We start from the raw sequence: 13,629 nt of genomic DNA, 5'->3' as shown, positions 1-13,629 counted from the left end.
CCGATTTTACCTATACCTTCTCGGCTGTATGACGTTCCTCGCGACCCGGAATTTTACCCGTCTCTTCATACGCCTTGACGATGTTGTCAATTTCTTTTTTCAATTCGTCAACCATGTCAGCCTCGGGAACTTTGCGGATCATTTTTCCGTAACGGAACAGAAGTCCTTCCCCGCGTGCTCCGGCAATACCGATGTCGGCTTCCTTTGCTTCCCCTGGACCGTTCACCGCGCAACCCAGTACTGACACTTTAATCGGCACCTTGAGTTTCGCAATATAGTCCTCGACTTCGTTGGCAATAGAGAACAGATCAATATCCAGACGTCCACAAGTCGGACAGGAAATCAAAGTCGCAGCATTCGTGATCAGCCCAAAAGTTTTGAGCAGTTCCCGCGCAACCTTCACTTCTTCCACTGGATCGGCACTCAGCGAAATACGCATAGTCGAGCCAATGCTCGCTGCCAACAAGGCACCCATTCCCGCTGCACTCTTGACGGTTCCGGTAAAGAGCGTACCCGCTTCGGTAATACCCAGATGTAACGGATATTTGATGATTTCGGCTGCCTTCGTATAAGCAGCAATCGCCATAGGTACGTCAGATGCTTTCAGCGACACGATAATATCGTGAAAATCAAGCTCTTCCAGTATACCGATATGATACAGCGCGCTTTCTACCATAGCTTCTGGCGTAGGATAGCCGTACTTATCCAGCAAATGCTGTTCCAATGACCCGGCATTCACACCGATCCGAATCGGAACTCCCTTTTCCTTGCATGCCTTAACGACAGCTTCCACTTTTTCACGACGACCAATGTTGCCGGGATTGATACGAACCTTGTCAATTCCGTTTTCAATCGCCAGCAGAGCCAGTTTGTGATTAAAATGAATATCCGCTACGAGTGGAATATGGATCTGTTTTTTAATTTCCTTAATGGCTGCGGCAGCTTCCTCATTGTTGACGGTGACCCGTACAAGTTGGCACCCCGCCTCTTCCAAACGGAGAATTTCAGCGACGGTAGCTTCCACATCTGCTGTCTTGGTCGTACACATGCTTTGGATAATGACTTCATTGCTGCCGCCAATCGTCAGATTCCCGACTTTAACGGGACGTGTGTCTTGTCTTAAGAACATATACTTTTCTCTCCCATTAACGCCAAACCTCCACCCCATAAAACCTCATATGGGTTTAGTGAAGTGGAGATCCGGCTTCTCATGTTGTAGAGATCGCGAAGTATCAATCCTTAGGCGCTCTCTTCTTGTTTTTTATCCTTATCTGTACCACCGAGTTCCGGTGCGATTTTATCTTTTACAACCTGCTCATTGATGACACAAGTCGTGATATCATCACGGGAAGGAACCTCATACATCACATCCAGCATAATGCCTTCAATGATCGCACGAAGACCACGGGCACCCGTGTTACGCTTGATGGCTTCACGAGCAATGGCTTCCAGAGCATCTTGCTTAAACTCCAAAGTAACATTATCCAGTTCAAGCATCTTCTGATACTGCTTGACTAACGCATTTTTCGGCTCAGACAAAATACGAACCAATGTGTTCTCATCAAGCGGCTCCAGCGTAGAAATAACCGGCAAACGTCCTACAAACTCCGGAATCAGGCCGAATTTCAAAAGATCCTCAGGCAATACCATAGAAGTATATTCGCCCGGTTTCAAATCCTTTTGATCTGTAATCGCATTAAAACCGATGACTTTCTTGCCAACACGACGTTTGATCATTTGCTCCAGACCGTCAAAGGCACCGCCACAAATGAACAGGATGTTCGTGGTATCAATTTGAATGAACTCTTGATGCGGATGCTTACGCCCCCCTTGTGGAGGTACAGAAGCAACCGTGCCTTCCAAAATTTTAAGCAAGGCCTGCTGTACACCTTCACCCGATACATCACGCGTAATGGACGGGTTTTCGGATTTGCGGGCTACTTTATCAATTTCGTCGATGTAGATAATGCCGCGTTCGGCTTTTTCCACATCATAATCGGCAGCTTGAATCAATTTCAGCAAAATGTTTTCAACGTCTTCGCCTACATAACCCGCTTCCGTAAGGGAAGTAGCATCTGCGATGGCAAAAGGAACGTTCAAAATTTTAGCCATGGTTTGCGCAAGCAACGTTTTACCTGAACCTGTAGGTCCGAGCATCAAAATGTTACTTTTTTGCAGTTCCACATCATCAATTTTGTTTTGCGTATTAATACGTTTATAGTGGTTATATACCGCTACAGACAACGATTTTTTCGCTTGATCCTGACCAATGACATATTGATCCAAAATGTCACGGATTTGCATTGGTTTCGGAATGTCTTTCAGATCTACTTCTTCCTCATGACCCAGTTCCTCTTCCACGATTTCCGTGCACAACTCGATGCATTCGTCACATATATATACGCCCGGTCCGGCAACTAGCTTGCGAACCTGATCCTGAGATTTACCACAGAAGGAACATTTCAGTTGTCCTTTTTCATCATTAAATTTAAACATAGAGCCACCCCTTTACAGATTAATCGGTCTAGACAGCACCTGGTCGATGATACCGTATGCTTTTGCCTCTTCCGCTTCCATGAAGAAATCCCGGTCAGTATCACGTTCGATTTTTTCGAGAGGCTGACCCGTTCGCTCTACATAGATTTGATTCAGCTTGGCACGCGTTTTGATAATCCAGTCCGCATGGATCAGCATATCGGAGGCTTGCCCCTGAATGCCGCCCAACGGCTGATGAATCATGACTTCGCTGTTGGTAAGCGCATATCTCTTGCCTGGCGCACCTGCTGTGAGCAGCAAAGAGCCCATACTTGCAGCCATGCCTACACAGATTGTCGATACGTCCGGCTTAATGAATTGCATTGTATCATATATACCCATGCCCGCAGTTACAGAACCGCCCGGCGAGTTAATGTACAAATTAATATCCTTCTCCGGATCTTCCGCAGAAAGGAACAATAGCTGTGCAATGATTAGATTGGCAACATCGTCATCAATCGGGCCACTCAGGAAAATGATGCGATCCTTAAGCAACCGCGAGTAAATATCGTAAGATCGTTCTCCTCGATTCGTTTGTTCCACAACCATAGGGACGAGACTCATCACGACCAACCTCTTTTCTTTATTAAAATGAACACCAGTATTCATCCACTTCCTTAAGTCTCGTTAGAACGGAAGCGGCAAGCATGAAACGGGAACACCTTATAAAATATTTTAACATGTTCAGAGTCTCGTGTCATATTTTCATCCGCTCATATATACAGTGCGGGCTGTTATACAACATGCTTAGCCGAGACCTTCTCATATTTAACCATGTTTTGTATGTATGTGCAAATATACAGCAGTGACTTATGTACAACAAAGCGCAACTCACAGCACTTTCCATAAACGACTAAAATATGGATTGCCCAAGGTGAAAATAAGGCACGTAACTTTCACTACGTGCCTTATCTCTATATAATTGCTACGTTGCAGCCTGTTCGACATACCCCGTATATTCTATCGTTGGATTACTCGGCAACTTCAGCTGGCGCTTCAACTTCTTTGCTGTTTTCCAACAACAAAGCGATCGTTTTGCGCAGTGAAATTTCTTCTCTCAGGTTTGCGAACGAGCCGTTACCTTCCAGAATACCGCGGATTTCTTCAACCGAACGTTTGTAAGCTTCAGCCATGTTTTTCAGCTCTTCATCAATTTCCGCTTCGGAAACTTCGATGTTTTCCGCTTTAGCCACTTGCTCCAGCACGAGGTTGTTGCGTACACGCTTCTCAGCATCAACTTTCATTTGCTCTTCCAGATCTTCCTTGCTTTGGCCGGAGAATCCGAGGAACATTTCAAGGTTCATGCCTTGGCTGCGCAGACGGTTGTCGAAATCGCGAACCATGTTTTGCACTTCACTTTTAATCATCGCTTCAGGAATGTCGATTGTTGCGTTCTCAGCAACTTTCTCTACTACCGCACCCTCACGGGCAGCTTTAGCTTCGTTTTCCTTACGCTCCAGCAGTTGCTTTTTCAAGTCTTCCTTGAATTCAGCCAGTGTATCAAATTCACTTACGTCTTTAGCAAATTCATCATCCAGCTCAGGAAGAACTTTGCGTTTCAGTTCATGAATCTTCACTTTGAAGACTGCTTGTTTGCCAGCGAGATCAGCAGAATGGTAGTTCTCAGGGAACGTTACTTCAACGTCCTTGGAATCGCCTGTGTGCAAACCGATCACTTGCTCTTCAAAGCCAGGAATGAACGTATTGGAGCCCAGCTCCAGAGAATACTTCTCGGCTTGTCCGCCTTCGAATGGTACACCATCCACGGAACCGTCAAAGTCGATAATAGCCGTATCGCCCGATTGTGCAGCTTCTTCATCAACGACAACCAGTTCGGCATGACGTTGTTGCAAACGCTCCAGCTCTTGAGCCAGCTCTTCGTCGGTTACTTCGAGTTTGCTTGCAGGCACTTCAACGCCTTTGTACTCGCCCAAAGTCACTTCAGGTTTAACAGTAACCTTGGCTTTGAATTTGAAAGATTCGCCTTTAGCGAATTGATCAATTTCAACGTCAGGGCTGTCTACCGGGAAAATATCCGTTTTTTCTACAGCTTGGCTGTAGGCTTCTGGCAGCAGGAAGTCAATTGCATCCTGATACAAGCTTTCAATACCATAACGTTTTTCAAAAATAGGACGCGGTACTTTACCTTTACGGAATCCTGGTACACTTACTTGTTTAGCCACTTTATTAAAAGCTTTGTCGAGTGCAGCGGCTACACGATCCGCGTCAACCTCAACTTCAAGAACCCCAAGGTTCTTCTCTATTTTCTCCCAAGTTGCTTTCATTTTATGCTTTCCCCTCCAACAAAATCTTCACTTAGTTTTCATACAATCAACGCACACAAAATAACCACTATAGTATATCTAACATTACTATCTTTTTCAAGGGCAGCCCCTTGAATGCTTCACAGGTAAACGTTCTCGGCCGTTATGGAGTGTTCATTCCCGCCGCTACGAATAGACGCATCGACCGATATACCTGCTCAAAACGGAAGCGCAATGCATCGGTAATGCCATATATAGCACGGGTTTCTTCCTCATCCTTGTTGCCGCTCAGACTCTCTGATACCGTCTGGTGGAGTGCTGCCGCCCAAATATCCGGCATCCCGTCCTCCTCCACCAGCATTGACCTGTAATCTTTCGTACCGTACACCGCCATCACAAACTGAGACCATAGCTCCTGCGCAAAATAGAACAGCGTAGGCTCATGCACCTCAGTCTGATCGGCCACCCGCTCCAGAATACGCATAATCGGCTCAGGAAATTCATCCGGCTGCAGTGGAATCGACTCAATCTCGATTTCCGCCTTCTCATCTCCCCGGCTGATTTCGATCGTCCCTTCCATTCCGCGTCGCCGCAGTGTCTGCAAAACACGAAATTGAAGCAGAGGGTGGATTTCCCGTTCCTTAATCCAGTTAAGCAGCGCATCGTCGATTTCCGGCAGATCCAGATAAGACAGTTGTTCCAGCGCTAAAATCGTCTGTTCCGACAACGGTTCATCCATAGCCATACGTAGCAGCTTGTTGCCGTAGCCTGCATCCTGCTCCTGCTTGAAGCGCGCATTTCGGCGTGCCAGCTCTGCTTCACTGACCTCATCTTCTTCCGTAGCGTCCGTTTCCGTCCCTCTGTCGGCATACTGTGGAAATGCGGCTTCCAGCCATTGTAAAAGAGCATCCCACTCTTCGTATTGCTTCTGTTCCTGTCCCTGACACTGCATCAAAAAACGCAGCATCGCCATCGCCTCTCCGTAACGTTCGTTTTCAAGCATCACAGTGAGTTGAATTTGATAGTAGTCCAGTGTCTTCGGAAACAAAACAATATTATTTTCTTTTGTCGTCACATTGGAGTCCTTTATTCAAGGCACCCCCTCTCCACCGCAAGCTAAAGTATTTGTAGATTATATGAGAAACAGCGGCCGAAGTCCAACCTCTCGTCTTCCACATATTCACCTGTATTCTAACATAACCTTTTATGAGGCAAAAAAAACGATAACTACTTTGATTTTTATGCTAAAGAAAGCCTGAATACCGGATATATACGAAATAAGACTTGAATCTTTTTTATCCATGTGATATATTAATCTTCGCTTGAATTTTATGTCCCAGTAGCTCAGCTGGATAGAGCAACGGCCTTCTAAGCCGTCGGTCGGGGGTTCGAATCCCTCCTGGGACGTTATCGTGAGAAGCTTCCGTAAGGGAGCTTTTTTTCGTTTTACAACCCCCCGCACAAAAAATATATCCTAATTTTAATGTAGAAAAGTTCGTATCCACTTCAAAAAACGCTGAGAATGCTATCATCTATAATGTTGAATATTTTCCGACGAGCATGAACTAAACGAAGTGCCACAGAAATAAAGCAGTATGCCTACATGTTTAGTACGGCAAGGGAGAATGAATAAATGAAAATCATATCATGGAATGTAAATGGTTTAAGAGCTTGTGTGACCAAAGGATTTTATACCTATGTAAAAGAAACAGATGCTGATATATTTTGCGTGCAGGAAACCAAGCTTCAAGAGGGACAAATCGTCATGGAGAACATGGAGGAATACACGCAGTATTGGAATTATGCCGAGAAAAAAGGATATTCCGGCACCGCTATTTTCACCAAAATCAAACCGCTTTCTGTACATTATGGCCTGGAAGAAAATGAAGAACCTGAAGGTAGAACTATTACTCTGGAATTTGAAAAGTTCTATCTGGTCAATGTGTACACACCTAATACCAAACGGGATTTGTCCAGACTGCCTTACAGACTGGAATGGGAAGACCGATTCCGCAGCTATCTGCAACAGTTGGATACGTTGAAGCCTGTCATTGTTTGCGGCGATTTGAACGTGGCCCATCAGGAAATTGACCTGAAAAATGCGAAAGCCAACCATGGAAATGCCGGATTTACGCCCGAGGAACGTGACAGAATGTCGCAGTTGCTGAACGCTGGATTTATAGATACTTTTAGACACTTTTATCCCGACCGGACGGACGTTTATTCCTGGTGGTCCTACATGCCAAAGGTGAGAGAACGGAACATCGGCTGGCGAATTGACTACTTTCTCGTCTCGAACAGACTTCGCCCGTTGTTGTCAGATGCGAAGATTGATTGCCATATTACAGGCAGCGATCACTGTCCCATTATACTTGAGTTGCAGGATATTTCAGCATAATTCCTCTTTAAAACTATGACAAAAGGCCGCTCTTTACAGAGCGGCCTTCTTTTTCACGGTTACATCACTCATTTGTAGGCCATCGTCGCGTTCACAGCCTTTTTCCAGCCCTCATACAAACTGCTGCGCGTTTCTTCATCCATACCGGGGGTAAAAGATCGCTCCACCCTCACACGCCTGCGCAGCTCATCCATGCTCTTCCAATATCCAATCGCCAACCCTGCCAGACATGCGGCTCCGAGTGCCGTCGTCTCATGGATCACAGGCCGTTCTACTGTGGCATCCAGAATATCGCTCTGGAATTGCATTAGAAAATTGTTCAACACGGCTCCCCCATCCACTCGCAACGTCTTCACTGCAATGCCGGAGTCAATTTCCATCGCGGCAAGCACGTCCTTCGTCTGGTAAGCAAGTGCCTCCAGTGTTGCGCGGATAAAATGTTCCTTTGTCGTGCCCCGTGTCAGGCCAAACATCGCTCCACGCACCTCACTATCCCAGTACGGACTGCCCAGTCCGACAAAAGCAGGTACCAAATACACCCCTTCCGAAGAGGAAACGCGGGCTGCATAGGCTTCACTGTCCTTGGCTTCACGAAACATGCGCAGACCGTCACGAAGCCATTGGATCGCCGAGCCCGCTACAAAGACACTTCCCTCCAGCGCATATTGCACCTTGCCTTCCTCCAGCCCCCAAGCGATGGTCGTAATAAGTCCGTGCTTGGATTCCACGGGTTGATCGCCCGTGTTCATCAGCATGAAGCAACCTGTGCCGTAAGTATTCTTGATCATCCCTTTTTCGTAACAAGCCTGACCAAATAGAGCCGCCTGCTGGTCACCCACTGCGCCAGCAATCGGTATATTTTGACCAAAGAAATGATAATCCACGGTATGCGCATATACCTCGGAAGAAGGCCTCACTTCAGGCAGCATGTTTTTTGGCACACCTAGAATGTCCAGCAGCTCTTTGTCCCACTTAAGCTCATAAATGTTATACATCAGCGTTCTGGCTGCGTTGGAATAGTCGGTCACATGCGCCTTGCCGCCGGACAGCTTCCAGATCAGCCACGAATCAATCGTACCGAGCAGCAAGTCCCCTCGTTCCGCCTGTTCCCGCGCACCTTCTACATGATCCAGTATCCACTTCACTTTTGTGCCTGAAAAATACGGGTCAATCAACAGCCCTGTTTTGCTGTGGAATAGCTCTTCATGCCCTTGCTGCTTTAATGCTTCGCAGATTTCCGAGGTTTGGCGCGATTGCCATACGAGTACATTATACACAGGCAGTCCTGTATTTTTGTCCCACACCACTACCGATTCACGCTGATTGGTAATACCGATGGCGGCAATCTGGTTCGCTTTTACACCGGATTCGGATAGACAGGATGCAATGACCCCCAGAATGGAACTCCAGATTTCATTCGCATTCTGTTCCACCCAGCCGGGATGAGGAAAGTATTGCGGAAACTCCCGCTGAGCCGAGTACACCACATCTCCTTTACTGTTGAACAAAATCGCTCTTGAGCTAGTCGTTCCCTGATCCAGTGACAAGATATATTTTTCCATCGTTGTTCTCTCCCCTGTAATGAATCCATTTTATGCTGTCATTTTATGAGCTTTATCACTTTTATAAGTACGGCTGAAACGAAAGGTAATCAAAAGTACCACTACAATCATACCCAGCACAATCCAGAAAACTGGAGTCATATTCCCTTTAAATACGGTCTGGTAAAACAGCCCTCCGAAAGAGCCCCCCAGCAATGGCCCTACAATCGGCACCCAGGCATATTTCCAGTTCGATATTCCTTTACCAGGAATCGGCAGCAGCCAATGCACAAGACGCGGGCCCAAATCTCTAGCCGGATTAATAGCATAACCTGTCGTCCCGCCGAGGGACAAGCCGATGCTGACAACCAGAAAACCCACAATGAGTGGATTCAGTCCCTCAGTGAAGGAGTTGGCACCGAATGACTGCAAAGCAAGAACAAAGATGAAAGTACCTATCATTTCACTAAGCACGTTGGCGAATGGGTGATCAATAGCCGGTCCTGTAGCAAATACACTGAGTTTGGTTGCTGTGTCCTCCGTCTCTTTCCAGTGGAGCAAATAATGCAAAACCACAATCACGGCACCCGCCATGGCCCCAAGAAGCTGAGCTGCAATATAGCCCGGAACATCCCTCCACGGAAAAGCTCCCTGAAATGCAAGCGCCAGCGTCACCGCCGGATTCAAATGTGCTCCGCTGATCTGACCAACTGCATATACCGCAACGGCGACCGCGAGTCCCCAACCGAATCCGATCACAATCCAGCCAGAGCCGTGGGCAAATGATTTTTTCAGGGACACCCCTGCGCATACTCCGCCACCTAGGGCAATAAGGATCATCGTCCCTATGAATTCGGCTGCGTATGGCGACATACAACCTACCTCCTTAATAGATCAACCGATTTTCAATCGCTTTCACCGCGCACAAAAAAAGAAAAGCCATCACAAACCGCCCCCCTGTGCTCTAACATGGGATGTCTGTGTGGCTCTCTTGTCTCCGTCACGATTATTAACTTAAATTTGATATTATATAAGCATGTAAGCGATGTCAACTGCGGATTTACGTTTTTCTATGTACTAAAATAATCATTGACCCTATCAGATTCCCTGATTTATAATGTAAAAAAATGGGTTGACCAATCTTTTGGCATACGACCAGGCTCATAGTTATGAGCTAGAAAGCGAAAGGAAAGAGATCCGCTTTGCGGTTCTTTTTTGTTGTCCGGTAAGGATTTCAGGATGATACGACGCTCCCAAACTTGACGAAGAAGGGAAGAATGTTATGCTGAAATTTCTGCAAAAAATCGGCAAGTCGTTCATGCTTCCAGTAGCCACACTACCCGCCGCAGGGATTTTACAAGGATTGGCTCTGATTAACTATGAAACGGATATACCGCTGGGTCCCGAAGTGGGCGGATTTCTGAATCATTATGTTACTCCTTTTCTGAACGAGGGGGCGGGTGCCATCTTCGGCAATCTGGCGTTCATTTTTGCCATCGGTGTTTCCATGGGCCTGGCCGGGGATGCTGTAGCTGCACTATCAGCAGTCATTGCCTACATGGTGCTGACCCGCATTTTGGCGGCAGTACCGGGCATATTTGCATATATCCCGGATGACGTCAAGCTGGACATGGGGGTACTGGGTGGTATTTTTATCGGCGGATGGTCTGCTTTTCTGTTCAAAAAATATCACAACATCCAGCTTCCGGATGGGCTCGGTTTCTTCTCGGGCAAACGTTTCGTCCCTATGATCACGGCCTTCACGACCATGATTCTGGCCATTCTGCTCGGTATGATCTGGAGTCCGATACAAGATGGGATTACAGCCTTTGGCAACTGGATTGTCGGCTTTGGGGGAATCGGGTCGATGGTATTCATGATTGCTAATCGGCTGCTGATCCCGCTCGGTTTGCACCATGTATTGAACTCTATTGCGTGGTTTCAAATCGGTGACTACACTAATGCAGCAGGCGAGGTCGTTCATGGTGACCTGACGCGTTTCTTCGCGGGCGATATTTCGGCAGGTATGTTTATGTCCGGCTTCTTCCCCATTATGATGTTCGCTCTGCCTGCGGCTGCCCTCGCGTTTATTCATACGGCCAAACCGGAAAAACGTAAAGCGGTCGCCTCCATCTTCATCGGTTCTGCGCTGGCATCGTTCCTGACCGGAATTACCGAGCCCCTCGAATTTTCCTTTATGTTCGTTGCACCGTTGCTTTATGGCATCCATGCACTGCTTACAGGTCTGAGTGGTCTGATCATGTACCTACTGGATGTCAAACTCGGCTTTTCTTTTTCGGCAGGACTCATTGACTATCTGGTCAATATGAAGCTCTCCACCCATCCATTGCGAATGATCCTCGTCGGGCTTGCTTTTGCCATCGTATACTACTTCCTGTTCCGATTCATCATTCTCAAATTCAACCTAAAAACCCCTGGGCGTGAAGACGATGCAGAAGACGGCCTCCTGTTTGACACTAACGAACCCAAATCCAATGAAAAGGCGAGTGCCGCATCCGATAGTCAGTCCAGTCATGTAGGCAAGGTGGTGGCCTATCTCGGCGGTTCAGACAATATCCAAAGCATCGATGCGTGCATCACACGGCTGCGTCTCGTCGTCAAAGACGACAAAGCGGTTAACGACCAAGCTCTCAAACAGCTCGGAGCGTCGGGAGTCATCAGGCTTGGCAGCGGTACGGTACAGGTTATTTTCGGTACGCGATCCGAAATTCTGAAAGACGAAATACAACGGCTAAACCATTCACAACTTGTTCAGCAGGTAGACCATCTCAGGCAGCAAGAAGGGAAATGACGTGAAGACAGCTTTGAACAAGCAGGTCTGCCCAGTGATTCTGCAAAGGTCAGTGCTACGATTCGCACATGGGCGACTATATGGCCACCGGAGAACAGCTTCAGCAAAAGGTCGGAAGCCGTTCGTTTTTAGCCGGCAATATTGTAAACGTTTATATTCAGATGCTTGCCCAAAATACGGACCTGTACTTCAAGCGGACGGCAGCTACATCGGTAATCAATCCCCCTCATACCGTTTGGGCTGGCAAACCGCCGTGACTTTTCACAAAAAGCAATTTACTCGCCAATACGGATGGCTGAACCCCCGAATGGAATGCTTCGGTCCATAACGGAAAAGTTTCCTCTTTTGTAGGCGCAATCTGGATGAAGCAAGTTCTAACGGAGGCCGCGCCGGATACGCATCTATAGAGCGCCAGCCAGCTTTATCCTGCTCTAAACGCAAAAAGGGAGTTCCTCCCAGCTTGTAATGGCTGAGGGACACTCCCTTTCGTTATCCTTGCAAATGATCTTGCAGATTCAATATTCTTAAATCCGAATATCTCGGACTTTATGAGCTGACCGTTTGTCCTTTTTCTTCTATTTCTATGGCTGCACCTGCACTGGCACCTGCAAGTATTCCTTTTTTCTTGTCAGGATACAAGGAATCCATATAGGTACGGGTTTCAGCAACGACAATTCCTGACAAGCCGAGCAGTGCAATCAAGTTCGGGAAGGCCATCATGGCGTTAAAGATATCTGCCAGCAACCAGATCGCATCCAGCTTAATAAACGCGCCGCCGGCAACCAACGCAATGAACAGATAACGATACGGCTTAATCCATTTGACACCCAGTAAGTATTCAACACAGCGTTCTCCATAGTAGTTCCAGCCAAGCATCGTGGTGAACGCGAACATAATCAGAATGATTGTGAGCAGTTCCGCACCCAGCGGGAATGCGCTCGAGAAAGCTTGCTGCGTCATCAAGCCCGCATCAGTAGGACCGCTCCATACGCCGCTAACCAGCAGCGTCAACCCGGTCATCACACAAATAATCATCGTATCTATAAAGACGCCTGTCATGGAAATCAACCCCTGCTCCGCAGGCCATTTGGTTTTGGCGGCTGCGGCTGCAATCGGTGCGCTTCCCAATCCGGCCTCATTAGCAAAAATTCCTCTCGCTACCCCGCTGCGCATCGCCAGCATAATTGTAGCCCCGGCAAATCCACCCGTCGCAGACGTCGTAGAAAATGCCGAATGCAGCACAAGCGCGAGTGCGGCAGGAATCTGATCGGCGAACCGAATCAGTACGATCATACAGATCAGCACGTACAAGCCTGTTTTGAAGGGAACGACTTTTGTTGATACCTTGGCAATGCTCTTGAGCCCTCCAATGGTAACGAGTCCCGTAAGGGTAGCAATGATCAATGCCGTTACAATCGGCGGAACACCAAAGCTGTTTTCGGTCGAGGATACAATCGCTTTGACCTGCGGAAATGTTCCAATCCCGAACAGCGCCACCAGCATTCCGGAAAAAGCGAACAGCATCGCCAGCGGTTTAAAGCGGCGTCCAAGCCCTTTTTCAATATAATACATCGGGCCGCCGGAAAATTGTCCATTCCGATCCTTCACCCGGTATTTTACCGCAAGCACACCTTCGGCATATTTCGTCGCCATCCCGAAAAAGGCTGCAACAACCATCCAGAACAAGGCACCCGGTCCGCCCAGTTTTATCGCTGTCGCGACGCCGACAATGCTTCCTGTACCTACTGTGGCCGCCAGCGCCGTACTCAGGGCCGCAAAACTGCTGACATCCCCGCTGCCTTCATTCGGGGCCTTGCCGATCAGCTTGATCGCCAGGGGAAGGCGGAAGACCTGCAACATTTTCAAACGTATGGTCAGCCATAGACCTGTTCCCATGACGAGAATGATCAGAGGAGCACCCCATATCCAACTGCTAATCGTTTCTAGCACATGTACCAAATTCATTTCAACCCGCTCCTCCAGCATATTAATAAACAAAAAAGAGTCAAATCCGCTGATTCGACTCCTGGAGAGGTTAAAGGCACGAAAAAATACAACCATCTTGTGCAGGATCAGCCA

11 protein-coding genes and 1 tRNA gene are annotated in these 13,629 nt (G+C 47.6%); 4 read left to right on the top strand and 8 right to left on the bottom strand.

Annotated elements, in window-relative coordinates:
* Positions 1–10: 10 nt before the first annotated feature.
* The 5 genes from ispG to ACWGOO_RS18965 form a co-directional block, all read right to left on the bottom strand.
* Positions 11–1,129 (bottom strand): flavodoxin-dependent (E)-4-hydroxy-3-methylbut-2-enyl-diphosphate synthase, encoded by a 1,119-nt coding sequence (ispG, locus tag ACWGOO_RS18985; protein ID WP_452485956.1) that lies wholly within the window; start codon positions 1,127–1,129, stop codon positions 11–13.
* A 110-nt stretch (positions 1,130–1,239) separates the two neighbouring features.
* Complete coding sequence (gene clpX, locus ACWGOO_RS18980; RefSeq protein WP_452485954.1) at positions 1,240–2,496, bottom strand: ATP-dependent protease ATP-binding subunit ClpX; 1,257 nt, start codon at positions 2,494–2,496, stop codon at positions 1,240–1,242.
* 12 nt (positions 2,497–2,508) lie between these two features.
* Positions 2,509–3,099 carry an ATP-dependent Clp endopeptidase proteolytic subunit ClpP gene (gene clpP, locus ACWGOO_RS18975; RefSeq protein ID WP_452485952.1) on the bottom strand — a complete coding sequence of 197 codons (591 nt, stop codon included), beginning with the start codon at positions 3,097–3,099 and terminating at the stop codon, positions 2,509–2,511.
* A 407-nt stretch (positions 3,100–3,506) separates the two neighbouring features.
* Entirely contained in the window at positions 3,507–4,820 is a 1,314-nt protein-coding gene (tig, locus tag ACWGOO_RS18970) for a trigger factor (protein WP_452485950.1), read from the bottom strand.
* Positions 4,821–4,962: 142 nt separating this feature from the next.
* The gene (locus tag ACWGOO_RS18965) at positions 4,963–5,874 is read right to left on the bottom strand and encodes a hypothetical protein (protein WP_452485948.1); all 912 of its coding nucleotides are present in this window, start codon (positions 5,872–5,874) and stop codon (positions 4,963–4,965) included.
* Between the two features lie 258 nt (positions 5,875–6,132).
* Between ACWGOO_RS18965 and ACWGOO_RS18960 the strand changes: the two genes are divergently transcribed.
* Positions 6,133–6,206, top strand: a tRNA-Arg gene (locus ACWGOO_RS18960).
* A 226-nt stretch (positions 6,207–6,432) separates the two neighbouring features.
* The gene (locus ACWGOO_RS18955) at positions 6,433–7,197 is read left to right on the top strand and encodes an exodeoxyribonuclease III (protein ID WP_452485946.1); all 765 of its coding nucleotides are present in this window, start codon (positions 6,433–6,435) and stop codon (positions 7,195–7,197) included.
* Between the two features lie 68 nt (positions 7,198–7,265).
* On the opposite strand, the gene glpK is transcribed toward ACWGOO_RS18955, so the two are convergent.
* Positions 7,266–8,759 carry a glycerol kinase GlpK gene (gene glpK, locus ACWGOO_RS18950; RefSeq protein WP_452485944.1) on the bottom strand — a complete coding sequence of 498 codons (1,494 nt, stop codon included), beginning with the start codon at positions 8,757–8,759 and terminating at the stop codon, positions 7,266–7,268.
* 30 nt (positions 8,760–8,789) lie between these two features.
* Positions 8,790–9,611 carry an MIP/aquaporin family protein gene (locus ACWGOO_RS18945; RefSeq protein WP_452485942.1) on the bottom strand — a complete coding sequence of 274 codons (822 nt, stop codon included), beginning with the start codon at positions 9,609–9,611 and terminating at the stop codon, positions 8,790–8,792.
* A 409-nt stretch (positions 9,612–10,020) separates the two neighbouring features.
* Between ACWGOO_RS18945 and ACWGOO_RS18940 the strand changes: the two genes are divergently transcribed.
* Together ACWGOO_RS18940 and ACWGOO_RS18935 are read left to right on the top strand one after the other, a co-directional pair.
* Positions 10,021–11,550: a PTS transporter subunit EIIC gene (locus ACWGOO_RS18940; RefSeq protein ID WP_452485940.1), complete on the top strand. Its 1,530-nt coding sequence runs from the start codon at positions 10,021–10,023 to the stop codon at positions 11,548–11,550.
* A 68-nt stretch (positions 11,551–11,618) separates the two neighbouring features.
* Positions 11,619–11,807 (top strand): hypothetical protein, encoded by a 189-nt coding sequence (locus tag ACWGOO_RS18935; protein ID WP_452485939.1) that lies wholly within the window; start codon positions 11,619–11,621, stop codon positions 11,805–11,807.
* A 289-nt stretch (positions 11,808–12,096) separates the two neighbouring features.
* On the opposite strand, the gene ACWGOO_RS18930 is transcribed toward ACWGOO_RS18935, so the two are convergent.
* A complete protein-coding gene (locus ACWGOO_RS18930) occupies positions 12,097–13,515 on the bottom strand; it encodes an alanine/glycine:cation symporter family protein (RefSeq protein WP_283653027.1) in 1,419 nt (472 codons plus the stop codon).
* Positions 13,516–13,629: the final 114 nt, after the last annotated feature.

The sequence above is a fragment of the Paenibacillus sp. NPDC055715 genome, from assembly GCF_053617595.1.
Note: the sequence above shows the minus strand (reverse complement) of the source record. Positions and strands in the feature narration are given on the sequence as shown.

What these genes read in the sequence shown, in the direction of transcription:
- ACWGOO_RS18955 (WP_452485946.1), top strand. Translation starts at nt 6,433, where the DNA reads ATGAAAATCATATCATGGAATGTAAATGGTTTAAGAGCTTGTGTGACC.
- clpX (WP_452485954.1), bottom strand. Translation starts at nt 2,496, where the DNA reads ATGTTTAAATTTAATGATGAAAAAGGACAACTGAAATGTTCCTTCTGT.
- ACWGOO_RS18945 (WP_452485942.1), bottom strand. Translation starts at nt 9,611, where the DNA reads ATGTCGCCATACGCAGCCGAATTCATAGGGACGATGATCCTTATTGCC.
- clpP (WP_452485952.1), bottom strand. Translation starts at nt 3,099, where the DNA reads ATGAGTCTCGTCCCTATGGTTGTGGAACAAACGAATCGAGGAGAACGA.
- tig (WP_452485950.1), bottom strand. Translation starts at nt 4,820, where the DNA reads ATGAAAGCAACTTGGGAGAAAATAGAGAAGAACCTTGGGGTTCTTGAA.
- ACWGOO_RS18935 (WP_452485939.1), top strand. Translation starts at nt 11,619, where the DNA reads ATGGGCGACTATATGGCCACCGGAGAACAGCTTCAGCAAAAGGTCGGA.
- ACWGOO_RS18940 (WP_452485940.1), top strand. Translation starts at nt 10,021, where the DNA reads ATGCTGAAATTTCTGCAAAAAATCGGCAAGTCGTTCATGCTTCCAGTA.
- ispG (WP_452485956.1), bottom strand. Translation starts at nt 1,129, where the DNA reads ATGTTCTTAAGACAAGACACACGTCCCGTTAAAGTCGGGAATCTGACG.
- ACWGOO_RS18930 (WP_283653027.1), bottom strand. Translation starts at nt 13,515, where the DNA reads ATGAATTTGGTACATGTGCTAGAAACGATTAGCAGTTGGATATGGGGT.
- glpK (WP_452485944.1), bottom strand. Translation starts at nt 8,759, where the DNA reads ATGGAAAAATATATCTTGTCACTGGATCAGGGAACGACTAGCTCAAGA.